Genomic DNA, 21,984 nt, shown 5'->3' on the forward strand with positions numbered 1-21,984 from the left:
AGACTCTTGTGGAAAATTCCCGTATAGTAGCCTTATCTTCTCTATGATGCCTCTCCAAATAGTCGTGACAAAGTTCCGTTGATGACCTCAGGAACTGCAAAGAATATGCGGTTATTTCAGATTTATTATAACAATGAGACTCTAGAAAGTCTCGACAATGGCTTCATACCACTCGACAATACTCAGCCAGAGCGCCCTGATTTTTATGAATATTGGCCAATTCGAACTGCACTGCTAAACCAGGAGTTTGAAGAAGAAGAATATCTGGGATTTTTCTCCCCTCGGCTGAAAGAAAAAACAAATCTAACATTCACCGACATAGAAAGAATAGTAGAAAAATCACAATCCGAGGTGATCAGTTTTTCACCTTGTTTTGAGGAGATTGCGTGCTACCCAAACAGCTTCATTCAAGGTGAAGTTGTGCACCCCGGCCTACTCAGAGTAGCTCAGGAAATATTTGACGATCTGGATGTCAAGGTCAACCTGGCCAATCTCATTCAAGATCAGTCGAGAATAATATATAGCAATTACTTCGTTGCAAAATACAGATTTTGGAAAGAATGGCTTCAACTAACAGACCAGATTTTTAAAATATCAGAAGATTCGAAATCCACATTAGGCGATACTTTGAATTTCAACGCAAAGCATCGAACAGGCGCAAACTACGCGATGAAGATTTTCATCATAGAACGTGCCGTCTCCATTTTGTTAGAAACCAAGAAAATAAATGCAGAAATTGGCGTGGACATGAATAACATTCCCGTCACCTGGCCCGGCGGTGAAAAATTATTTGCCACCCTCATGGATCTTGATGCGTTAAAGGGGCACTTCGTCAAGACAAAGCTCCCAGCCTATCTTCAGTTCTATGAGAAGCATCGCTGGGAAATTCTTCGGTTTCTTTCTGTCGATAAACGCTAGCCCGGCCAGCCCTAAATGCACATTTCTGGACCATCCTTGACTCGCACTCCAATCGCGCCCGGTGGATGCATCCGTCGCGTGTCGTCAAGCTGAGTCAGATGAGCTTGCCTGAAAAATTTCCCCCGCTCTTTCCAGCCGTGTTTGGCAGACCTTTGCTACCGCAAAGAGAAGTCCTCATAGGCCTTATCGACGAAATACTCGACTCCAACCAGCTGTCGAATTGTGGGAGTATGCATAACCGGCTGGAAGATGAGCTGACTCGGTTAATGGGCAAGCACCTATGCCTGACTTCGTCCGGAACTATGGCCTTGATGATGGCCCTGAGGCTCGGAAATTTACGCAAAGGGGGTGAGGTCATTACCTCACCCTTGAGTTTCGCGGCCTCTGCGCAGGCCATCGAATGGTGCGGGTTCAAACCGGTCTTCGCGGATGTGGAGTGCGGCTTTCCGACCTTGGATCCTGCTGCCGTCGAAAAGGCCATTACACCCAACACGGTCGCTATATTAGGCGTCCATTTCATGGGTATTGCATGCGACACCAGTGCTCTGGAGCGCCTGGCAAGCCAGCACAAGCTTTGGCTGGTTTTTGATGGCGCACAGACGCCGGACATTAAGCAAGCCGGTCAACATCTGGCCCAACGGGGCGATGCCACCATTTTGTCGCTTCACGCTACCAAGCTGTTGAATACCGCAGAGGGAGGTGCGGTGGTTGTCAGGAGTGCCGAAGACAAAGAACGCCTCGTAAGGATGCGCAATTTCGGTCTTTACGAAGGGCAAATGGTGGATATCGGTATCAATGGGAAATTGTCCGAAATTCACTCGGCCATGGGTCTTGCATCTCTCCCTTTGCTTGAACCAGAGATAAGCGCTCGCCATCGCCTGCGTGAAACCTATCAACGAATGCTGGCTGGGATACCGGGCGTGACAATTTTGAAACCTCGGCCCGACAGCTCCGCCAGTCACCTCTACTTTGCGTTGTCCATGCCGAAAAGCGCGCGCCAAGCGGTAGTGGCATCGGCGGCTGAAAAAGGGTTCGCACTCAGAGATTCGTTTAGTTTGCTATGCGGACCGAATACTCTGTTCGAGAATGAGAACATCGTTTGCACCGGAGCTGCAGCTTTGGCGCCTGAAGTCGCCCCAAGCCTGCTGGCCTTGCCAATGCACAGCAAAATCAGCGACGCATCAGCAGCGCAAATAGCCTTAATTATTAAAAATTGTGCCGTAAATCATTTGGAAGGTAACGCTTGAAAGCTACTGATCAGTTTGACGACCTGGTAATTTATGGCGCCAGGGGTACTGCGGAGATGGTCTTGAGTGACCTGCAGGAGGCCCGCGGAGGGCGAGTTCGGGTGCGTGCCCTGGTTGACGATTTAAACCACGGTTTCGATCATCCCAGGTTATCAGCACCCGTTATTTCGGCGCAGCAAAGGCTTGAGCGCTTTCCCGACACTCCGGTTCTTTTAATGATCGGCGACGGATCGGCTCGTGAAAAAGTGGCGCTTCGGCTTGCGGCCGAAGGGGCCATGTTCGCTACGTTTTGCGGTAACGGCCCTGGCGTACGTGATGCCCAACCACAACTAGGACCAGGAAGCTATATTCCCTCTTTTACTCGGGTCGGCCCCAATGTTCGCCTAGGCGCATGTGTTCTGGTTCATGGGGATTTCATCGCCCATGATGTGACCGTAGGGGATTTCACCAACATCGGCGTACGCGCATCCATTTACGGGCATGTCGAAATTGAAGACCACGTGATCATTGGACCGAATGCGATCGTCGGCAACGGCTCGCCAGACAAACCCATCAGAATAGGCGCAGGCGCGGCGCTAGGGTTCGGCTGCGTCGTGACTCGTGACGTGCCTCCGGGTGCTCGACTAGTAGGGAATCCAGCAATGCCATCACAAGACTGGGCGATCCTGCGCAAGCTGATCAAAGACGCTCAGTCTTGAGCAACTCGAGCAAGGCATTGCAATAGGTAGCAAACGAGGTGTTTTTCCGGATGTGGTCCCGCCTAAACCTCCGGCGCGCCTGTGAATCCTCGCGCGCCAAGCGCAGCACCTCCTCCACAAACCCATCCATGTCCCCGGGCGGTACAAAAACACCCAACGGATCCGCCAAGCCCCTCAAACCAATGTTTTCTGCAAACCCCACAAACCCAGTACCCACGGCTGCTGCGTGGGCAAGGGTAGTAGGGCCAGCGTCCTCGCGGGATGTGAGAAGGTAGGCCGCAGCTTCACGGTACCAAGCCGCCGAGTCCGACACGAAGCCGGGCAAAATCAAGCGCAAACCATCCGCCTGAGCTTGCGCCGCCAAGCCCTGTGCCCAGGAATCAAGGCTTCCAAGCCATACAAAAACCGAGCTATCCAGACGGTTTTGGATCATGTGGCACGTCTGCAGGAAAAGATCGAACCCCTTTCTCCGATCTGCGTACCCTGCACCGATGAACAAGGTCTGATCTTTGAAGCGACGGTGCACAGCAGAACACTGGCTGAATCTCAGGCTTGGTTGAACGATGCCAGGTTGCAGATGAGGCAACTCACCGAGCTCGGCTTGAAGTTCGACGACCATGCGTGGTAACGATGCGATCAGCCGGGCACCAAGTGCTTGCACGGCCATGAGCCCTGGCATCAGGCTTTGCTGATCCAGATAGCCCCGCATTTCGTGAATGAGCAAGACCGTGTGATGTCCGGTGCTCGCCGAAAAGCGTGCCACTTCTACCGCTGCGGCAGAGTTGACCAGCGCAGGAGCCTGCTTACGAATCCCGGAAAACAAGCCCTTCCCGTTCCAGCCCTCGGCCAGAAGAAAAACGGGCCCAAGCCTGCGAAACTCATCAAGCAAAGGCCCCCCATTCAAAAAGATAAAACAGGGGGAATAGCCAGCCGCACAAAAGGCCTTCGCGATGTCAAGCAATAGTATGGGGGCGCCCGCAGCTTGCGCATCATGCACAGACAGGACAATGGGATTCGCTAGATGCCATGTGGCGTCCCATGCGGCCTGCCTCGAGGCCTCGTAGGTCTTCGTCTCCGGGACGGGAAGCAGATGCTCCAGCCGTCCTTGCTCTACATAGTGCCGGAACGCTCGCATCTGCCCCAGCCGAAGATAACAGCGGGAATAGAAACCTGGGTCAAACCGCTTTGAAGGCCGTCTTCCTTCGCCGTCTCCATGCTGCGCAAAGTGCAAATTGGGATGCACCTTCCCTTCAGCCAGATCCGGGTAGGCGTCAAGGTAGCTGTTCGGATCGATCAAGGGGTGGGGTTTTCTGTAATCACCCGCCTCCTCCTGAGCGATGAAATTCTCAAGCGCCGTGCGCTCGCCGCTCATATTCCAATCAGGATAAGAATTCTTGTAGAAATTGGTATTGAAATAAGGCGAGGGATCGAGATCCAGCTCGTCTCCTACCTCCACAAAATGGGCGTACGGGTCTGCCGGCGACTCATCTATTTGCCGCAGGTAATAGTCAGCATCGAAAAAAAACCGCAGAAATATTTCCACCTCTATGGCTCCGAGTCTACGTACGTATTCATTTTCAACTCATTCAATCCTACAGCGCCCTTGAAATAATAATTTTTTGCACGTCGCTCGTTCCTTCATAAATTTGGCACACACGCACATCGCGGTAGATTCGTTCTATGGGGAAATCAGCCACATAGCCGTAGCCCCCCAAGGTCTGGATGGCTGCCGTACAAACCTGCTCAGCCACCTCACTGGCGAACAGCTTGGCCATGGCCGCCTCTTTCAGGCAGGGCCTGCCTGCATCGCGCAACGCGGCAGCATGCCAGATAAGTTGGCGTGCGGCTTCCAATTTGGTGGCACATTCGGCTAAGCGGAAGCTCACAGCCTGGTGGTTAAAGATGACGGTGCCGAACGCTTCACGCTCTTTGGCGTACTGAATGGCGACCTCCAGGGCAGAGCGCGCCATGCCTACGCTCTGCGCACCAATGCCGATGCGTCCGCCCTCCAGTGAACTAAGAGCGATTTTGTAGCCCTCACCTTCCTCGCCAATTCGGTTTTCGACGGGGATGCGGCAGTTCTCCAGATTGATCTGCGCAGTGTCACTGGAATGCTGGCCTAGCTTGTCCTCCAGACGCGCAACCACCCAACCGGCATTGCCTAGGTTGTGCGTGGGAACGATGAAGGCACTCAGGCCACGCTTGCCAGCGGCTTTGTCGGTGACAGCAATTACCACGGCCGCATGGCCATTCTTCCCGCTGGTGATGAACTGCTTGGCTCCATTCAAGATGTATTCATCACCCTTTCTCACGGCCGTGGCACGCAACGCAGACGCATCGCTGCCCACATGCGGCTCAGTGAGTGCGAAGGCGCCCAGCATCTCACCGCGAGCGGCCGGAGCCAGCCACGTCTGTTTTTGCGCCTCGCTCCCATACATCATCAGGATGGCGTTATAGGGGCAGTTGGTCACGCTGATGGGGGTGCTGGTACCGCCGTCACCGGCCGCGACTTCCTCCAGGACCAGCGCGAGCGAGAGGTAATCCAGTCCCGCGCCGCCGTACTCCTCGGGCACACAAATCCCGTAGGCGCCGAGTTCGGCCAGCCCACGGTGTGCCTCAACCGGAAAATGATGTTCTTTATCCCAGCGCGGGGCGTGAGGCCACAACTGCTCTTGTGCAAATGCTCGCACAGCGTCGCGGATCATTTCCTGGTCTTCGGTCAGTAGCATCGTTGTCTCTCGTCATGTTGCGGACCTATTGGGTCCATGAGGTTTTCCACATCTGGTTGCGATGCCGGGCAATAAATACTATCCGAACACCTGGGGGCGCACGTATCTACCAACCGGCCAGGCGTGAGCCGTCATAGCGCTGGAATGAACCGCTATCGGCACGTGTGGCGCTGGCGAGCGCCCTGCGCAGTCCGGCGGCGCTGTCTTGCACGGTGACCGGAGCTGATTCGCCGCCCATCGCGGTTTGCACCCAGCCCGGGTGAAACGAGACAAATGTCGCCTGGGGATAGCTGTGGCGAGCTGAGGCGACAGCCATATTGAGGGCCGACTTGCTCACCCGGTACAGCCACGCACCCGAGCCACCCACGCTCCCGATATGCCCCATCTCGCTGCTGATGAACCCAAAACGCCCACCGCCAGGCGCTTTACTGAACTCTACCAAGGGAGCAACTTGCGGGATGACCTGCATGGGGCCCAGCACGTTGGCATGCATGACGCGGTCAAACTCCTGCTGAGAAGGAGGTGTTTGCGCATTGGCACGGTTGCACATGACACCGGCCACTTGCCAGGCGATATCGATCCGCTCCCCATCAAGTTGCCAGGCGAGGCCACTCACGCTGGCAGGATCAACTACATCCAGCTTGAGCGGCTCGCACCCCAGATCGCGCAGCTTGGCGAGCCCTTCTTCATCCCGGGCAGTGGCGATGACGCGCTCGCCTTCGGCGGTGTACTGCAGCGCTAATTCATAGCCGATGCCTCTGGAGGCGCCAATGATCAATATCGTGGACACACTTGAACTCCTTCTTCAATCAGCGATGAGCGCTCCCGGCCTGATAGCCTCCTAAAGCATCTCTATAGCCACGGCGGTGGCCTCGCCGCCACCGATGCATAAGGTGGCCACGCCTTTCTTCAAGCCTCGGGCCTTCAACGCGTGCATCAACGTGACCATGATGCGCGCACCGCTGGCGCCAATCGGATGGCCCAAGGCACAAGCCCCGCCATTGACGTTGACTTTCTCATGCGACACTTTCATCTCATGCATCAGTGCCATGGGGACCACCGCAAAGGCTTCGTTGATTTCCCAGAGATCAACCTCACCCACCTGCCAGCCAGCTTTTTTCAACACCTTTTCTGTCGCTCCGATAGGCGCGGTGGCAAACCACTCGGGCTCTTGTGCATGCGTTGCGTGGCTGACGATGCGTGCCAACGGAGTGCAACCCAGCGCCTTGGCCGTAGACTCGCGCATCATGACCATGGCCGCTGCGCCGTCGTTGATGCTGGAGCTGCTAGCCGCGGTGACGGTACCGTCTTTTTTGAACGCAGGTTTGAGGCCAGGGATCTTCTCGACATTGATACGGCCCGGACCTTCATCGGTGTCCACCAGGCGCTCGCCCTTGCGATCTTTCACGGTGACCGGCGCAATCTCTTCCTTGAACGAGCCAGATTTGATGGCTTGTTGCGCACGCTGCACACTGGCGATGGCGAAGGCGTCCTGTTGCTCGCGGGTGAAGTTGAACTTGGCCGCGCAATCTTCGCCAAAAGTACCCATGCTGCGCCCGGCCTCGTAAGCGTCTTCCAGACCGTCCAGCATCATGTGGTCATACACTTTGTCGTGGCCCATACGATAGCCGCCGCGGCCCTTTTGCAGCAGATAGGGCGCGCCTGTCATGCTTTCCATGCCACCGGCCACCAGCACATCGTGCGAGCCTGCCGCCAGCATGTCGTGCGCAAACATGGCCGCGCGCATGCCCGAGCCGCACATTTTGCTCAGCGTTACCGCACCCGCGCTCTTGGGCAGGCCTCCCTTGAAAGCCGCTTGTCGAGCAGGCGCTTGCCCCTGACCCGCGATCAGGCAGTTACCGAAGAGCACCTCAGTCACGAGCTCCGGCGAAATGCCGGCACGCTCCACCGCCGCCTTAATGGCCACACCACCCAGATCGTTGGCGGACAGATTGGAAAAGTCACCCTGAAAACTCCCCATAGGGGTGCGGGCAGCGGAAACGATAACGATGGGATCTGACATATGCGGTCTCCTTTAATGGTTGAGAGATTCAAAAAATAAAAGACTTATCAAACCAACTGCATCGCTGAACGCAGAGAGTTCGTTCGAGGTGTCATTCAGACAGTTCCCCGCCGGTCATGGGTGCTGATGTATCCGGCCGGTCGGCGGGGGTTTCACTGTGCATGGCAGCTGGGTCGGCCATTTCGGGAACGCCCCAGGCGCCATGGTTGACATCGAATCGCCGGTGTACTCCGTAAGGGAAAAAATCGATGACATCACCCCGCTGAATGCGGTCTTTGTTGCGCTGCCAGAAATCAGCTTCCAGCAGATCGGCATGGTGGCGCATGAAAGCTTCTCGCACGCGCGGGTTGCCAAGCAAGAAGGGGCCGAAGGTCTCTGGAAACACATCTCCCTTGGCCACGCTGTACCAGATCTCACCGCTCATTTCTTCCTCTTCGTTGCGCGGCAGCGGCACCTGGCGGAAATTGCAATCGGTGATGTATTCGATCTCGTCGTAGTCGTAGAAAACCACTTTGCCATGGCGAGTGACGCCGAAGTTCTTCCAGAGCATGTCTCCGGGAAAGATGTTGGCGGCCACCAGATCCTTGATGGCGTTGCCGTATTCGATCACGGCGTGCTCCAGCTGGGCGCCCGAAGCCGCATCCTCCGCGCCGCTGTCAATGGCTTCCTGGAGGTACAGGTTGAGTGGAATCATGCGTCGTTCGATATAGGCGTGCGCGATGATGACTTCGGTCTGGCCGTCACCGTCCCGGTCAGAAACCTCCAACTGGCTGGGCGCATACTTTTCAATTTCAGCGATCAGCGCATCTTCGAACCGATCGCGGGGAAAGGCAAGCAGCGAGAACTCCATGGTGTCTGCCATTCGGCCCACCCGGTCATGGTGCTTGACCAGCTTGTATTTGCCGCGAACCTGCTCGCGCGTGGTTTCCTTGGGTGGCGGATAGAAATCCTTGATGATTTTGAACACGTAGGGAAAGCTCGGCAGATCAAATACAAGCATGACCATGCCTTTGATACCCGGCGCAATGCGAAACTTGTCTGAGCTGTGGCGCAAGTGCCAGAGCAGATCACGATAGAAGAGGTTCTTACCTTGCTTGGCCAAGCCGAGTGCGTTGTAGATCTCGGCCCGCGGCTTACGCGGCATGAGGCTGCGCAGAAACTGAACGTAGGCCGATGGAATTTCCATGTCGACCATGAAGTAGGCTCGTGAGAAGGAAAACAGAAGCAGCAGATCTTCTTCGCCAAACAGGGCTGCATCCACGAACACCGTGCCAGGTCGTCGGTGGAGAATGGGCAGCGCAAACGGCACCTCACGAAAACCGTTGATGACCTTGCCCACCAGATACGCACCTTTGTTACGGTAGAAAAGGCTGGACAGCACCTGAATCTGGAAATTAGGCCGTGGCCGGCTATCGCCCAGCTCGCGGCGCAACGCGGTCGCAACATAGTGGGCATCGCGCTCGATATCTTCGAATGCAATGCGCAGGCCAAACGATTCGAGCACCGCGCGTACCGTGTCCTCAAGCCGGCTTAGTTCAGGGTAGAAGGCCTGATAGGTGGTCTTGGCTTTCGGGTCATCGGTCTCCATGTACTCGGTACTGATCGCCGGGCGCACGAAGATGAAATCGTTGTGAAAATAGCTGCGGTGCAGGATTTTGGTGGTGACTGAGTTGAAGAAGGTCTCCGCCAACTCAGGCTGCTTGTGCGCCACCAGCATGCCGATGTAATGCAGCTTGATCTGCTGCCATGTTTCCATGGGCTGCTCGCCGGCCTTGAATTCACGCTCCAACCTGCGCTGGCATTCGCGCACACGCAGGTCGTAGAACTCGATGCGCTCTCGCTGGGCTCGCTGTTGGCCGTGCCAGTCACAGGTTTCAAAGCGATGCCTGGCGCGCGCCGATTCAGTTCGAAACAGGCGGTAGTGGCGGTTGAAGCCGTCGACCATGGCCTGCGCGATGTCGCGGGCCAATGGGGAATCTAGTACTAGCGCTGGCATGGCCTCACGCATTGGCCTAATTCAGAGATGGAGATCAGTGGAGGTAGAGGTTTCGCCCGGCGCGCGCGGATAGCGTTTGATGGCATTGCGAAACACATCTACCACTTCCTCCGAGTTCGACATGGTCACGCCCAGGTCCTTGACATGCCCATCCTTCAGGCCATAGCACCAGCCATGAACCGACACCGCCTGCCCCCTCGCCCATGCATCTTGCAGCACGTTGGATTGGGCCACGTTGCCCACCTGCTCGATCACATTGACCTCGCACAGCGTGTCTTCCTGCTCCTGATTGCAAAGATGCATCAGTCGCCCACGGTGGCGCATCTTCACGTCCTGCACGTGGCGCAGCCAGTTGTCGGCCAGACCTACGCGCTTTTCATGCAGTACCGCCAACACACCGCCACAGCCATAGTGCCCCACCACCATGATGTGCTCCACTTTGAGCACATCCACGGCGAACTGAATGACCGAGAGCGCGTTCAGATCGGAGTGCACCACCACGTTGGCCACATTACGGTGTACGAACACTTCCCCGGGAGCCAGGCCAATGACCTGGTTGGCGGGGACACGGCTGTCTGAGCAGCCGATCCACAAGTATTTAGGCGATTGCTGAGCCGCCAGGTTCTTGAAGAAGCCCGGACTCTCAAGTTCGACGCGTTCAGCCCATTCGCGGTTTTTGTCGATCAGATGTTGCAGTGTAGAGGCCATAGGAGAGGGGATCGAGAACAAAAGAAAAGGTCACATGGTTTCGGCAAAGAGCTCTCTGCCGATGAGCATGCGGCGAACTTCGCTCGTGCCGGCGCCGATTTCATAAAGCTTGGCATCACGCCACAGCCGGCCGAGCGGGTATTCATTGATGTAGCCGTTGCCTCCGAAGAGTTGAATGCCGTCACCGGCCATTCGGGTGGCTTGCTCGGCAGTCCAGAGGATGACCGAAGCACAGTCCTTGCGCACCTGACGCACGTGCTCAGCACCGAGAGCGTCCAGGTTTTTACCGATGGTATAGAGAAACGCCCGCCCTGCCTGAAGCACGGTGTACATATCGGCCACCTTACCCTGCACCAGCTGGAATTCTCCGATGCTCTGCCCGAACTGCTTGCGGTCATGGATATAGGGCACGATGTTGTCCATCACTGCCTGCATGATGCCCACGGGGCCACCCGCCAGCACGGCGCGCTCGTAGTCCAGCCCGCTCATCAGCACTTTGGCGCCTTGATTGAGCCCTCCGAGCACGTTGTGTGCAGGAACCTCGACGTTGTCAAACACCATCTCGCCGGTGTGGCTGCCGCGCATTCCGAGCTTGTCGAGCTTCTGAGCGGTTGAAAAGCCCTTCATGCCTTTCTCGACGATGAATGCTGTCACGCCTCGCGCGCCAAGCTCGGGTTCGGTTTTAGCGTAGACCACCATGGTGTCGGCATCAGGGCCGTTGGTGATCCACATCTTGGTGCCATTCAACAGGTAGTAACCACCCTTGTCTTCCGCTTTCAGCTTCATGCTAAGAACATCGCTGCCAGCATTCGGCTCGCTCATGGCGAGAGCGCCTACATGTTCGCCGCTGATCAGCTTGGGCAGAAACTTTTTCTTCTGTTCCGAATTGCCATTGCGTTTGATCTGATTCACACACAGGTTGCTGTGGGCGCCATAGCTGAGCCCGATCGACGCGCTGGCGCGGCTGATCTCTTCCATGGCGATCATGTGCGCAAGGTAGCCCATGTTGGCACCGCCGTATTCCTCAGGCACCGTGATACCCAACACGCCCAGCTCCCCCATCTTGGGCCACAAATCCATAGGAAATTGGTCGGTGCGGTCGACTTCCGCCGCGCGCGGGGCAATCTCGGCTTCGGCGAATGAGCGGACGGCGTCACGCAACGCGTCGATTTCTTCACCAAGTTGGAAGTTCAGGCCAGGTAAATTGCTCATGTTTTGTCTCCTTTAAAAGCCAATTTTCGAATCATCCAGGGAATTGATTAACGTGGGAAGTCAACTCAGGGAGTTTCATTCCAGGGCTACCTTATCCACAAACGGCCGCGTTGCAGGCCATGCACGGAACGCCATGAAATGCCATGTGTTGCCTCGATAGATGCGCTGCCGCCCCTCACCCCAACCCTCTCCCACAAGTGGGAGAGGGAGTCAAAAGGCCGCAGAGCAGGCCATGCGCGAGCGCCATGGACGGACCTGTGCCGGCCATTGGCGTTGTCCCCCTCCCGCAGGGAAAGAGGGGGAAGGCGCCGAAGGCGACTCAGGGGATGCCTCATTTTCTTCAGCCCACAAGCGCCAATGCCATGCGTCGCCTCCATAGATGCGCCGCCGCCCCTCACCCCAACCCTCTCCCACAAGTGGGAGAGGGAGTCAAAAGGCCGCGGAGCAGGCCATGCGTGGAACGCCATGGACGGACCTGCGCCGGCCATTGGCGTTGTCCCCCTGGGGGGAAGGCACCGAAGGGGACTCAGGGGGGGGCCCATTTTCTAGTAGGTTTTGGCAACAGGCATCAAGGTCTGCTGCATCAAGGCGCAGGCAGACTGCTGTCCATCCTCCGCGACGTGAAGCACCTCAGCGCTGGTGATGATGAGCCGCTTGCCGGGCTTGGTCACCCTGCCTATCGCTCGCAGCGCTCCACCCTTGAAGCTGGCAAGGAAATTGATTTTGTACTCAACCGTGACAACTTCCATGCCGTCAGGGGCGACCGTCAGGCCCGCATAGCCGCCAGCAATGTCGGCCACCGCGCCCATGGCTCCGCCATGAAAGCCATCCTGCTGCTGCGTGACCTTGTCGGAATAGGGCAGCCATATCTCGACCAAGCCGGGCTCCACACGCCGTAACTCGGCGCCCAGATGCAGCATCATGCCTTGGCGCGCGAAGCTCGCGGCTATACGCTGAAATTCTGAAGTATTCATTTTTTTGATTTCGAGGTGGAGCTGCCTGACACCTTCCTGTTGCCGGCCAAAAGTGCGCGAGCCTCTTTCTCGTGCTCACCGACCTCCGCCAGCGTGGCCTGTAAATCCGCCAACTGCGCCTCAAGGTGAGCCCGGTGATCCGCCAACACGCACAGGAATTTCTCCAGTTGCGGACCCGTATCGCGCGGACTGTCGTACATGTCGATCAGTTCCTTGGCTTCGGTCAGCGATAAACCCAGGCGCTTGGCACGCAGTGTGAGCTTCAAGCGCGTGCGATCACGCCCGGTGTAGATGCGAGTCCGGCCCCCAGGGCCGGAACGCCCGGGTTGCAGCAAGCCCATATCTTCATAGAAACGCATGGCGCGCGCAGTCAGATCGAATTCGCGCGCCAGATCGCTGATGGAGAAGGTGGTGGACGTCATGGCGATAGAAGGCTTGGCCGCAAGCGGCTGTCGCCTGTGTGCAGCAAAAAATAGGATCTCTTACTAAAATGAAAACATAGTTGACGTTAACGTCAACTTCCCTCCATCGTACTTCACATTCAACGAGCCACTATTCGGATGAACGCCACTGAACTTGAACGCGCCCTGAATTACCCCTGGGGCGATGATCTCCCCGCGTCTGGCGGCACCATGGAAGTCGCGCCAGGAGTGAAATGGCTGCGCATGCCCCTGCCCTTTGTACTCAACCACATCAATTTGTGGCTGGTGCGTGACCGCATCGATGGGCGAGAAGGCTGGACAGTGGTCGATTGCTGTATTGATCACCCACAGTCGCGCGCCGATTGGGAGACTGTGTTCACCAAAGAGCTGAACGGCCTGCCGGTTCTGCGGGTGATCGTCACCCATATGCACCCAGACCACATTGGACTGGCGCATTGGCTATGTGAACGCTGGGATGTCCCGCTGTGGATCAGCAGCACCGATTACCAGACGGCACGCTATGGGTGCGAGGTCGTGAACAGTTTCGGTGGTGATCGGCTGGCACGTTATTTCGCAAGCCATGGCATGACAAATCCCGACGATCTCGAACAGATTCGTAACCGCAAGTCCTATTACCGTAACCTGGTACCGGCGGTGCCTGCCAGCTTTGCGCGCCTTCTGGACGGCGGCACGGTCACAATCGGCGGCAACGCTTGGCGCTGCATCGCCGGCTATGGTCACGCGCCGGAACACATGGCGCTGTATTGCGAGGCGCTGGGCGTGTTGATCAGCGGCGACATGGTTCTGCCCCGTATCTCCACCAATGTCAGCGTGTATGAGATGGAGCCAGAAGCAGACGCGCTCACCCTGTTCCTGGACTCGATTGATCGATTCAAGCCGCTGCCGCAGGAAACCCTGGTGCTGCCTTCACATGGCAAGCCTTTCACCGGTTTGCACACCCGCATCCAACAGTTGCATGACCACCACCGTGACCGGCTGGAAGAAGTCATCGAAGCCGCCCAGGCTGGCCCAGTGTCGGGCTACGAGATGTTGCCGGTGCTTTTCAAGCGCCCGCTAGATCTTCATCAAACCACGTTCGCTCTCGGTGAATCGGTGGCGCATTTGCACCGGCTTTGGTACGGCGGAAAAATGAAACGCCAACGTGACGCCGAGGGCGTCTGGAGATTCAGCCTTATTGGTTGAGGAGCGAGTGTTTACAGGCCTGCGGACGAACCGCCCTATCCTCAGGAGACTCTAACTTTCCCTGGAACACGTTCCTGAACAGCCTGCGCTCACCACTTGGGAACGGCTTCATCCTTGAGTTCGCCGCGCCGGCTCGCATAGTCCGGCATGACGCTTTCTACGTGAGCCCAAAAACGTGGGCCATGGTTCATCTCGCGCAGGTGGGCCAATTCGTGCACCACCACGTAGTCGATGATGGGCTCGCTGAAATGCACCAAGCGCCAGTTCAGGCGGATTGAACCATCGGCACTGGCTGAACCCCAACGGGTACCGGCCGAAGACAAGCTAAGTTTCTTCCACTGAACGCCCAATTGCGGCGCAAAGTGGTCCAGACGGGCGGTAAACACACGCCTTGCCTGGCGCATGAGCCAAGCTTGGGTAGTGTCTCGTAGCTGCTCCGTGGTGGCCGTGTTTGGCAGGCCCAGTTGCAGCGTCCGGTGTGCAACGCCGGGTACTGATTCCCCGTCTGCCTGCAATACCGCGCCACCGCTTCCATGCCGCTGCCTCGGATCGATTTCCAGGAAAACTGGCTCACCGAGAAAAGGGATGCTCGCGCCGTCGCGCCATTCGATGCGCGTGGACTCCATGCGTTGATGGCGCTCGTGCGCCTCACCAAGCTTGGCGATGATCCAGCGCTCTTTCTCGCGTAACGCAGCTTCGACTTCCTTGATCGAGGTGACGCGGGGAGCGCTTACAACCAACCCATCTGCGCCTACCGTAAAACCTATGGTGCGCCGCTTGCCGCGGCGAAACTCATAGGCTACAAGCGCATGCTCAAAAGCAATCTCGCGGTTGGCACGCGGATGGGCGAAATTGACGCGGCTCAGCACGCTGGTGAACGGCTCGGCAGGAACATAGACGCCCGGCTTCTTAGGCAATGGTGGCGCCTTTTCCGTGGTGACTGGCGGAGCCTTTGGCTTGGCCTCACTGCCGCCATTCGGCAAAGCTTCGTTGCCGCCGAACCAATCGAATGCCAACTGCCGCATATCAGCTATCCATGAAGGCATATGACGCTGTCAATGCTTGGAATGAGTTGACTGGTGCCTCAGACAGCAGCCTTGTCATAGGCCTCGGGATCCAGGCGCCGCATCTCGGTTTCGATCCAGTTTTCCACCTCTTTCATCAGCTCGTCGGGCTTGCGGCCTGCGCTGGGAATCTGCGGGCCAATCGAAATATCAACGATGCCGGGGCGTTTGATGAAAGCTTTGCGCGGCCAGCACTTGGCTGAAGTCACTGCAATAGGAATCACCGGCGTTCCGCACTCAATGGCCAGACGTGTGCCGCCTGAGCGGTACTGACCCTTTTCGCCGCGCGCAATGCGTGTGCCTTCGGGAAACATGATCACCCAGACGCCCTCGCCCGTCAGCCTGCGGCCCTGCGCAACTACCTTATTGAAGGCCTCAGCCCTTCGGCTACGGTCAATATGGATCATGTCCATGCGCGACATGGCCCAGCCGAAGAACGGCACTCGCAGAAGCTCCTTCTTGAATACATACGCCAGCGGGTGAGGCATGATCGCCGGCATGCTGAAGGTTTCCCACGTGGATTGATGCTTGACCAGCAGCACCGCACCGTCCTTGCTTCCCACCGGAAGATTTTCCATGCCTGTGACGCGGTTCTTGATGCCCAGGATCACAGTGCCACCATTCACCGCTAGCTTGAGCCAACCTGCGCACATCCAGTAGATGCGGGTACTGTTCATGAACGGAGCGGCGATCAGCACGGCCAGGGCCCATGGGATAACGGTGACCACCATCCACACCAGATGCAGCACGGAACGAATGAAATTCATGGTAATTTAGTTTGAAGCGTCGAAGCGGCTGAAGCCTTGGCTGTGGCCTCTGCTTCAGCAATGAACGTGGTAGCGAAATCTGCGAGATCGGCGTGAACACGCGTACCGGCGGGAAACTCAGGCGGCAAAGGATTGGTCGATAAAGGCGCCCCTATGCCAGTCATGACCAGATGCGGCACGCAGCCGGCGGCGACGGCAGCCTGCACGTCACGCACGCCATCGCCCACCGCGTGCACCTGGCTCAAATCCACCTTGTAGCGCTCGCCGATCTGTTGGAACAGGCCTGGCAAGGGCTTGCGGCAATTGCACCCCTCATCGGGCGCATGAGGGCAGAAGAAAACCGCCTCCACACGCCCCCCTACCGCGGCCAGTTGCTTGTTCATGCGTGCATGAATGGCATTGAGCGCGGCCACATCAAACAAGCCCCGCCCAAGCCCGGGCATATTGGCTGCGACGACCACCTGGAAGCCTGCATGGTTCAAGCGCGCGATGGCGTCCAGGGCACCGGGCAGTGGTTCCCACTCTTCCGGCGTCTGGATGTAGCCTTCGCGCTCTACGTTGATGGTGCCGTCACGATCGACGATGACGAATTTCATGATGGGAGAATTATCTCGTTGGCGTAGCAAGTGGGGCTTCAATGCGCCAGTCGGTGACATACAAGCCACTGAACCGACCTTGCGCCAAGGATAACGTGACTGGAGTTCCGGCCGGCAGCCGGGCCGCATCCGCCTCTTCGAGCAATACGCTCTGCGGTGCTTCCAATCCCGGCACACGCGCCAGCACCACCGCGCCCCCGGGGCTGCGCTCTGAAGCCGTCTGGGTGCGGGCCTGTATGACGATAGCCGTCCGCGCGGGTGCGGCCTCACGACCCATGCGGTTAAGGTAGGCGTAACCCACAGCCAGCAGGGCTGCGGCGCACATCAAAACCCACAAAACGGCGGCCACCCGAATCACTCGGGGCCCACCATAACGGCGCCAGGACCACCGCGCCACCAGCACGGTGAGCACCAGCACCGCGACCATCCACAGAAAAGGCCCGCTGGCCTGCAGCATCAGGCTGCCTACTCCGCTTTCATGCGAGGCGCCAGCGGCCCGCAAGGCTTGGAGCGGCGTAGTGTCTTTCTGGCTCAAAGTGGCCAACCACCACTGCAATGCGGCCACCGCAAAAGGCGGCGCGAACAGCACCCAGGCTGCGCGCGCCGTGCGGCGCTCTGCCGCCGGTGATTCGGCGGTGACTTGGTTCATCAGGCAGCCAAGCGCGACAAATCAGCCACGCGGTTCATGGCTTGATGCAACTGCTTGAGAAGACCCTGGCGGTTCAGGCGAAGATCCAATTGCTCCGCGTTGACCATCACGCCATCAAAAAAGGCATCCACCGGTTCGCGAAACGCTGCCAGGGTTTGAAGAGACCCCGTGTAATCACCGGCTTCAAACTGCGCATTGGCGCTTGGCACCACCTTTTGCATCGCGGCATGGAGAGCTTTCTCGGCGGGCTCTTGCAGTAGCGACTCGCTGACGGCGGCGCCAGCCTCGGCTTCGCTCACCTTTTTCAGAATGTTGCCAATGCGCTTGTTAGCAGCGGCCAGGGCTGGAGCTTCTGGTAGCTGGGCAAACGCGCGCACGGCGTCCAAACGCGGAGGCATTTCACCCCAAAGCGGCCGAACCGAGATCACGGCATCGACTTCTTGCGTGCTGTAGCCCAGTTCGCGCAGGTAGCTCGCCACCCGTTCGTAGAAAAAGTTGAGCAGCAGCGCGTTGCTCTTGTCACTTTCGGGCAGCAAGTTGCCAAATACGCTGGCCGCCTGCGCGAGCACGCTGGGCATATCGAGGGGGAGTTTTTTCTCCACCAGCATGCGCACGATGCCGAGAGCGTGCCGGCGCAGGGCAAAGGGATCCTTGTCGCCAGTCGGCAAATTGCCGATGCCGAACATGCCAACCAGTGTTTCCAGCTTGTCGGCCAAGGCCACCACCGTACCGGCCTGGCCCCGGGGCAGCTCATCGCCGGCAAACCGGGGTTTGTAATGGTCTTCCACGGCGAAGGCGATGTCTTCGGACAGCCCGTCGTGGCGAGCGTAGTAGCCGCCCATCACACCCTGCAGTTCCGGGAATTCACCCACCATGTCCGTCAAGAGATCGGCCTTGGCCAGCATGGCAGCCTGATCCGCCGCCTTGGCCAGAACATCTCCGCCAAGTTGCTGGCCAATGAGACGAGCTATGGCGCGTACGCGCTCGGTGCGCTCGCCTTGCGTACCCAGCTTGTTGTGATAGACCACCTTGGCCAGCGCAGGCACGCGCTCGGCAAGGGTCTTTTTGCGGTCCTGATCGAAGAAAAATTTGGCGTCTGCCAGGCGTGGACGCACCACGCGCTCATTGCCGCCGATGACGGCGCTTGGATCTTCGGGGGTGATGTTGCTCACCACCAGGAACTTGTTCGTCAGCCGCGCATGGGAGTCCAGAAGCGGAAAATACTTCTGGTTGGCTTTCATCGTGAGAATTAAGCACTCCTGCGGCACATCGAGAAATTGTGGTTCGAATTCGCAGATCAGCACGTTAGGCCGTTCGACCAACGCCGTCACCTCATCGAGCAGCGCCTCATCCTCAATCGCTGCGAGATCCTTGCCAGCACGGGCAGCGGACTCCTTGAGCTGCGCCTCAATAGCGGCGCGACGTTCTTCAAAACTGGCAATGACCGCGCCCTGCTCACGCAAGCTGACGGCATAACTGTCGGCATGCCCAAGCTCTATGGGGTCAACGGAGGCTTCAAAGCGGTGGCCGTGCGTGTTCCGGCCGGCCGTCAGGCCCAGCGCGGAAACTGGCACGACGCTGGTGCCATGCAGAGCCACCAGTCCGTGCGCAGGGCGAACGAACTGCACGCTGCTCCAGCCAGGAAGCTCGCAACCCGATTCGAGCTGGTAGGTCATGACCTTGGGAATGGGCAGCTTGGCAATGGCTTCGGCCAGGGCTTTCTGCAGGCCGGTCTCAAGCGTTGTGCCAGAGGCCACGCTGTCGTAGAACAAAGCTTCCGCCTTGCCATCCATCGCCCGCCGCAAGAGAGGTACGGCGCTGGCATCGGCACCTGCGGCCTGCAAGCGTTTCAAAAGGGCTGGCGTGGCATTGCCATTGGCGTCGAGGCCAACGCTCACGGGCATCAGCTTTTGTTGCACTGCTTTGTCTGCCGCCTTGTCGACCACTTGCGTGATGTGCGCCGCCAAGCGGCGCGGGCTGGCGTAGGCCGTGGCGATGGAGGTTTCATCAGCCAAGCCTTGCGCCTTCAACTGTTCGTGAAGGACAGTAGCGAAAGCGTTGCCCAGTTTTCTCAATGCCTTGGGGGGCAGCTCTTCAACGAAGAGTTCAATCAGGAGGTTTTGCGCGGTCATGGAAGTCAATTCAGATCAGCCTGTTCAAGCGGCTTTTCGGGGCGGCATTTGCGCTACCCACTCGCGCGGAGCCAGTGGAAAATCCAGGCGCTCGCGGGATTCGTAGTAGCTCTGCGCCACAGCGCGGGCCAGATTTCGAATGCGGCCTATGTAGGCGGCGCGCTCGGTCACGGAAATGGCGCCGCGCGCATCCAGCAGGTTGAAGGTATGCGCGGCTTTGAGCACTTGCTCATAGGCAGGCAACGCCAATTGCTGCTCAATCAGGTGCTTGGCTTGCTTTTCATATGCATTGAACGCAGTGAACATGAATTCAGCGTCTGAATGCTCGAAGTTGTAGGCAGACTGTTCCTGCTCGTTTTGCAGGTAGACGTCGCCATAGCTCAGGCCTTCGGTCCAGGTGAGGTTGAAGACGTTGTCCACGCCTTGCAGGTACATGGCCAGGCGCTCCAGGCCGTAGGTGATCTCACCAGTGGCCGGTTTGCAATCAATGCCCCCTACTTGCTGGAAATAGGTGAACTGGGTCACTTCCATGCCGTTCAGCCAGACCTCCCAGCCCAAGCCCCAGGCGCCGAGTGTGGGATTTTCCCAATCGTCCTCAACGAAACGGATGTCGTTTTTCTTCAGATCGAAGCCCAGGGCCTCCAGCGAGCCCAGGTAGAGCTCCAGGATATTGGCCGGCGCGGGCTTGAGCACCACCTGAAATTGGTAGTAATGCTGCATGCGATTGGGGTTTTGCCCATAGCGGCCGTCTTTTGGGCGACGGCTGGGCTGCACATAGGCGGCTTTCCAGGGCTCAGGGCCTATGGCACGCAGAAAAGTGGCGGTATGGGAAGTACCGGCCCCGACCTCCATGTCATAGGGCTGAAGGAGCGCGCAGCCTTGCGCGTCCCAGTATTGCTGGAGCTTGAGAATGATCTGCTGGAAGGTAAGCATGCGGCGGTGGCCCGGGCAAGAAACGAGAAAAGCGCGACCGTCTCACGGTCACGTAAAAACCTAGATTCTAAGAGCGGCCCCGCACTGACCCGGCGATGCCCCACAGAACCAGAGCCAAGCACAGCCCCCAGAGCGGCCACAACCCGAATCGAGAGGCCCAGTTGGCGAACGGGGTCAGGTTGGTGCGACCCTCGAATTGGGCCTTCAGAACGCCTCGCGTCAAACGGGGCAGCTCATGGGTGACTTGGCCTCGGTGGTCAATGACTGCCGTGGCGCCCGTATTCGTGGCTCGGAGCATGGGGCGTTCGAATTCAAGCGTACGCATGCGGCTGATCTGCAAGTGCTGACCAATCGCTATGCTGTCGCCAAACCAGCCAATATTGCTGAGGTTGACCAAGGCAGTAGGTGCGTTGGCAGGCGTGGCAAACCGGGCGGCCAGCTCCTCGCCAAACAAATCCTCATAGCAGACATTGGGCGCGAGCCGTTGACCCTGCCATTCGAACGAAGCTTGGCCCACAGCGCCGCGCTCGAAATCGCCCAGTGGAATGTTCATCATCTGCGTGAACCATTTGAAAAACGGCGGGATGAACTCACCAAAGGGCACAAGGTGATGCTTGTCGTAACGGTAGGGCTCCGTCTGGCCAGGTTTGAAACCGACCACGGAATTGGTGTAGCCCGCTTCCATGTCGCCCAGCGGTATGCCCAGCAGCGCAGCCTGAGCACCGCCGTCGTATCGGGCTGCCAACGCTTCCCAATAGCCCGTAGGTAATTGGCGGGGCAGCACCGGCACGGCGGTTTCAGGTGCCACCACCAGGGTGGCCTCGGCGTCGCGCAGTTGCTCGCCATACCAGCGCAAGGAGTCCATGACACCCGTGCCGGGCACGAATTTCTCGTCTTGCGGAATATTGCCTTGCAGAAGGGCCACACTCATCACCAGCGGCTGCGCAGGAGAAGCCGAGACTGGACAAAAACCGGCAGTGCCATCGACAGCGCACTGCCGCGCTGCCCAGCCTGCGCCACCCAGCGCCACGACCAACGCCATTCCAGCGTAAATAGGCCAGGCGCGCCAGCGAAAACGGGGCGCCAATACCAGCAACGCCGCCAGCGCCGCGGCCACAAAACCTATGCTGTACACGCCTCCGTATCGTGCCAGGAAGGCCAGCGGCCCATCTATGTGGGCATATCCACCCGCGCCCCATGGAAAGCCAGTGAACCAACTGCCACGGGCCAGCTCGGCCAGTGTCCATAACGCGGCAAATAGAAGTGCGGGGGCCAAGCCGCCTGCATTCCTGCGCGAAGGCGTCAACGCCATGAAGACCGCGCAAACGAAGCCGTAGTAAAGCGCCAGTAAACCGGCTAGCCCCAATACCGCCATCACCGCCAGCACGGCATTCAGCCCACCATAGGTGTGCATGGAAATGAACAACCACCAGAATGTGCCGGTCAGCCAGCCCAACCCGAACAGCCAGCCTAGCCACAAGCCTGTACGCCATCCCGCTTCAACCTGCGGAGTGCCCCAGGTGCTGGCACTCCACGATGTGGTTCGCTCGGTTCGATGAACCAGCTGCCACACCAGGAATGCGAGACTGAGCACCTGTAGCCACCAATGCGGCTGGCCTGTCCACGGATCACCGATGGAAAACGCCTGCGCGCAGCCTGCGGCCAGCGCCATAGGAGAGCAGGCGAACCGGCGCGCGAAACTCATGGAGGATT

At 58.2% G+C, this 21,984-nt stretch carries 20 protein-coding genes; 4 read left to right on the forward strand and 16 right to left on the reverse strand.

Translation table 11 applies throughout. The features are described 5' to 3' along the window. Positions 1 to 81 precede the first annotated feature (81 nt). From G518_RS33950 to G518_RS0105100, 3 genes are all read left to right on the forward strand, one after another. Positions 82 to 918, forward strand: a complete 837-nt coding sequence (locus G518_RS33950) for a hypothetical protein (RefSeq protein ID WP_156909285.1) — start codon at positions 82 to 84, stop codon at positions 916 to 918. Between the two features lie 98 nt (positions 919 to 1,016). Next, the gene (locus G518_RS33955) at positions 1,017 to 2,165 is read left to right on the forward strand and encodes a DegT/DnrJ/EryC1/StrS family aminotransferase (RefSeq protein ID WP_169457899.1); all 1,149 of its coding nucleotides are present in this window, start codon (positions 1,017 to 1,019) and stop codon (positions 2,163 to 2,165) included. After that, on the forward strand, positions 2,162 to 2,863 hold the full coding sequence (locus G518_RS0105100; RefSeq protein ID WP_028601611.1) for an LbetaH domain-containing protein: 702 nt from the start codon (positions 2,162 to 2,164) through the stop codon (positions 2,861 to 2,863). The genes G518_RS33955 and G518_RS0105100 overlap by 4 nt, the downstream gene beginning before the upstream one ends. Here G518_RS0105100 and G518_RS33960 read toward each other — a convergent pair. The 9 genes from G518_RS33960 to G518_RS0105145 all read right to left on the reverse strand — a co-directional run bounded on the left by G518_RS33960 (position 2,844) and on the right by G518_RS0105145 (position 12,927). Then, a complete protein-coding gene (locus G518_RS33960; protein ID WP_051236052.1) occupies positions 2,844 to 4,406 on the reverse strand; it encodes a glycosyltransferase in 1,563 nt (520 codons plus the stop codon). The two genes, G518_RS0105100 and G518_RS33960, sit on opposite strands and share 20 nt — an antisense overlap. 49 nt (positions 4,407 to 4,455) lie before the next feature. Further along, entirely contained in the window at positions 4,456 to 5,592 is a 1,137-nt protein-coding gene (locus G518_RS0105110) for an acyl-CoA dehydrogenase family protein (protein ID WP_028601612.1), read from the reverse strand. A gap of 106 nt (positions 5,593 to 5,698) precedes the next feature. Beyond that, positions 5,699 to 6,382 (reverse strand): SDR family oxidoreductase, encoded by a 684-nt coding sequence (locus tag G518_RS0105115; RefSeq protein ID WP_028601613.1) that lies wholly within the window; start codon positions 6,380 to 6,382, stop codon positions 5,699 to 5,701. 51 nt (positions 6,383 to 6,433) lie between these two features. Next, a complete protein-coding gene (locus tag G518_RS0105120; protein ID WP_028601614.1) occupies positions 6,434 to 7,615 on the reverse strand; it encodes an acetyl-CoA C-acyltransferase in 1,182 nt (393 codons plus the stop codon). A 91-nt stretch (positions 7,616 to 7,706) separates the two neighbouring features. Next, a complete protein-coding gene (aceK, locus tag G518_RS33965) occupies positions 7,707 to 9,611 on the reverse strand; it encodes a bifunctional isocitrate dehydrogenase kinase/phosphatase (protein ID WP_084651503.1) in 1,905 nt (634 codons plus the stop codon). 21 nt (positions 9,612 to 9,632) lie between these two features. Further along, positions 9,633 to 10,319 (reverse strand): carbonate dehydratase, encoded by a 687-nt coding sequence (gene can / locus G518_RS33970; protein ID WP_051236054.1) that lies wholly within the window; start codon positions 10,317 to 10,319, stop codon positions 9,633 to 9,635. 30 nt (positions 10,320 to 10,349) lie between these two features. Then, entirely contained in the window at positions 10,350 to 11,531 is a 1,182-nt protein-coding gene (locus G518_RS0105135; RefSeq protein WP_028601615.1) for an isovaleryl-CoA dehydrogenase, read from the reverse strand. 545 nt (positions 11,532 to 12,076) lie between these two features. Continuing rightward, complete coding sequence (locus G518_RS0105140) at positions 12,077 to 12,505, reverse strand: PaaI family thioesterase (protein ID WP_028601616.1); 429 nt, start codon at positions 12,503 to 12,505, stop codon at positions 12,077 to 12,079. Then, positions 12,502 to 12,927 (reverse strand): MerR family transcriptional regulator, encoded by a 426-nt coding sequence (locus G518_RS0105145; protein ID WP_036593599.1) that lies wholly within the window; start codon positions 12,925 to 12,927, stop codon positions 12,502 to 12,504. The genes G518_RS0105140 and G518_RS0105145 overlap by 4 nt, the downstream gene beginning before the upstream one ends. A 138-nt stretch (positions 12,928 to 13,065) precedes the next feature. Between G518_RS0105145 and G518_RS0105150 the strand changes: the two genes are divergently transcribed. After that, positions 13,066 to 14,130 (forward strand): MBL fold metallo-hydrolase, encoded by a 1,065-nt coding sequence (locus G518_RS0105150; protein WP_028601618.1) that lies wholly within the window; start codon positions 13,066 to 13,068, stop codon positions 14,128 to 14,130. Between the two features lie 89 nt (positions 14,131 to 14,219). On the opposite strand, the gene G518_RS0105155 is transcribed toward G518_RS0105150, so the two are convergent. The 7 genes from G518_RS0105155 to lnt all read right to left on the reverse strand — a co-directional run bounded on the left by G518_RS0105155 (position 14,220) and on the right by lnt (position 21,976). Further along, entirely contained in the window at positions 14,220 to 15,176 is a 957-nt protein-coding gene (locus tag G518_RS0105155) for a M48 family metallopeptidase (RefSeq protein ID WP_156909286.1), read from the reverse strand. A 38-nt stretch (positions 15,177 to 15,214) separates the two neighbouring features. Then, complete coding sequence (locus G518_RS0105160) at positions 15,215 to 15,961, reverse strand: lysophospholipid acyltransferase family protein (protein WP_028601620.1); 747 nt, start codon at positions 15,959 to 15,961, stop codon at positions 15,215 to 15,217. Then, positions 15,958 to 16,557 (reverse strand): D-glycero-beta-D-manno-heptose 1,7-bisphosphate 7-phosphatase, encoded by a 600-nt coding sequence (gene gmhB / locus G518_RS0105165; protein ID WP_028601621.1) that lies wholly within the window; start codon positions 16,555 to 16,557, stop codon positions 15,958 to 15,960. Before gmhB ends, G518_RS0105160 begins: the two co-directional genes overlap by 4 nt. A 10-nt stretch (positions 16,558 to 16,567) precedes the next feature. Further along, positions 16,568 to 17,206 carry a hypothetical protein gene (locus tag G518_RS0105170; RefSeq protein WP_028601622.1) on the reverse strand — a complete coding sequence of 213 codons (639 nt, stop codon included), beginning with the start codon at positions 17,204 to 17,206 and terminating at the stop codon, positions 16,568 to 16,570. Next, positions 17,206 to 19,338 carry a glycine--tRNA ligase subunit beta gene (glyS, locus tag G518_RS0105175; protein WP_028601623.1) on the reverse strand — a complete coding sequence of 711 codons (2,133 nt, stop codon included), beginning with the start codon at positions 19,336 to 19,338 and terminating at the stop codon, positions 17,206 to 17,208. Before glyS ends, G518_RS0105170 begins: the two co-directional genes overlap by 1 nt. Positions 19,339 to 19,362: 24 nt before the next feature. Further along, positions 19,363 to 20,271, reverse strand: coding sequence for a glycine--tRNA ligase subunit alpha (glyQ, locus tag G518_RS0105180; protein WP_028601624.1), 909 nt, complete (start codon positions 20,269 to 20,271; stop codon positions 19,363 to 19,365). 67 nt (positions 20,272 to 20,338) lie between these two features. Beyond that, positions 20,339 to 21,976: an apolipoprotein N-acyltransferase gene (lnt, locus tag G518_RS0105185; RefSeq protein ID WP_028601625.1), complete on the reverse strand. Its 1,638-nt coding sequence runs from the start codon at positions 21,974 to 21,976 to the stop codon at positions 20,339 to 20,341. Positions 21,977 to 21,984: the final 8 nt, after the last annotated feature.

Origin of the sequence: Ottowia thiooxydans DSM 14619 (genome assembly GCF_000422885.1) — a bacterium.
In the GTDB taxonomy this organism is placed as follows: domain Bacteria; phylum Pseudomonadota; class Gammaproteobacteria; order Burkholderiales; family Burkholderiaceae_C; genus Ottowia; species Ottowia thiooxydans.

Bases quoted from the DNA above. Each gene is read 5' to 3' on its own strand.
- G518_RS33950 (WP_156909285.1), top strand. From the start codon at position 82: ATGACCTCAGGAACTGCAAAGAATATGCGGTTATTTCAGATTTATTAT.
- G518_RS33955 (WP_169457899.1), top strand. From the start codon at position 1,017: ATGAGCTTGCCTGAAAAATTTCCCCCGCTCTTTCCAGCCGTGTTTGGC.
- G518_RS0105110 (WP_028601612.1), bottom strand. From the start codon at position 5,592: ATGCTACTGACCGAAGACCAGGAAATGATCCGCGACGCTGTGCGAGCA.
- G518_RS0105120 (WP_028601614.1), bottom strand. From the start codon at position 7,615: ATGTCAGATCCCATCGTTATCGTTTCCGCTGCCCGCACCCCTATGGGG.
- aceK (WP_084651503.1), bottom strand. From the start codon at position 9,611: ATGCCAGCGCTAGTACTAGATTCCCCATTGGCCCGCGACATCGCGCAG.
- can (WP_051236054.1), bottom strand. From the start codon at position 10,319: ATGGCCTCTACACTGCAACATCTGATCGACAAAAACCGCGAATGGGCT.
- G518_RS0105135 (WP_028601615.1), bottom strand. From the start codon at position 11,531: ATGAGCAATTTACCTGGCCTGAACTTCCAACTTGGTGAAGAAATCGAC.
- G518_RS0105140 (WP_028601616.1), bottom strand. From the start codon at position 12,505: ATGAATACTTCAGAATTTCAGCGTATAGCCGCGAGCTTCGCGCGCCAA.
- G518_RS0105145 (WP_036593599.1), bottom strand. From the start codon at position 12,927: ATGACGTCCACCACCTTCTCCATCAGCGATCTGGCGCGCGAATTCGAT.
- G518_RS0105150 (WP_028601618.1), top strand. From the start codon at position 13,066: ATGAACGCCACTGAACTTGAACGCGCCCTGAATTACCCCTGGGGCGAT.
- G518_RS0105155 (WP_156909286.1), bottom strand. From the start codon at position 15,176: ATGCCTTCATGGATAGCTGATATGCGGCAGTTGGCATTCGATTGGTTC.
- G518_RS0105160 (WP_028601620.1), bottom strand. From the start codon at position 15,961: ATGAATTTCATTCGTTCCGTGCTGCATCTGGTGTGGATGGTGGTCACC.
- gmhB (WP_028601621.1), bottom strand. From the start codon at position 16,557: ATGAAATTCGTCATCGTCGATCGTGACGGCACCATCAACGTAGAGCGC.
- G518_RS0105170 (WP_028601622.1), bottom strand. From the start codon at position 17,206: ATGAACCAAGTCACCGCCGAATCACCGGCGGCAGAGCGCCGCACGGCG.
- glyS (WP_028601623.1), bottom strand. From the start codon at position 19,338: ATGACCGCGCAAAACCTCCTGATTGAACTCTTCGTTGAAGAGCTGCCC.
- glyQ (WP_028601624.1), bottom strand. From the start codon at position 20,271: ATGCTTACCTTCCAGCAGATCATTCTCAAGCTCCAGCAATACTGGGAC.
- lnt (WP_028601625.1), bottom strand. From the start codon at position 21,976: ATGAGTTTCGCGCGCCGGTTCGCCTGCTCTCCTATGGCGCTGGCCGCA.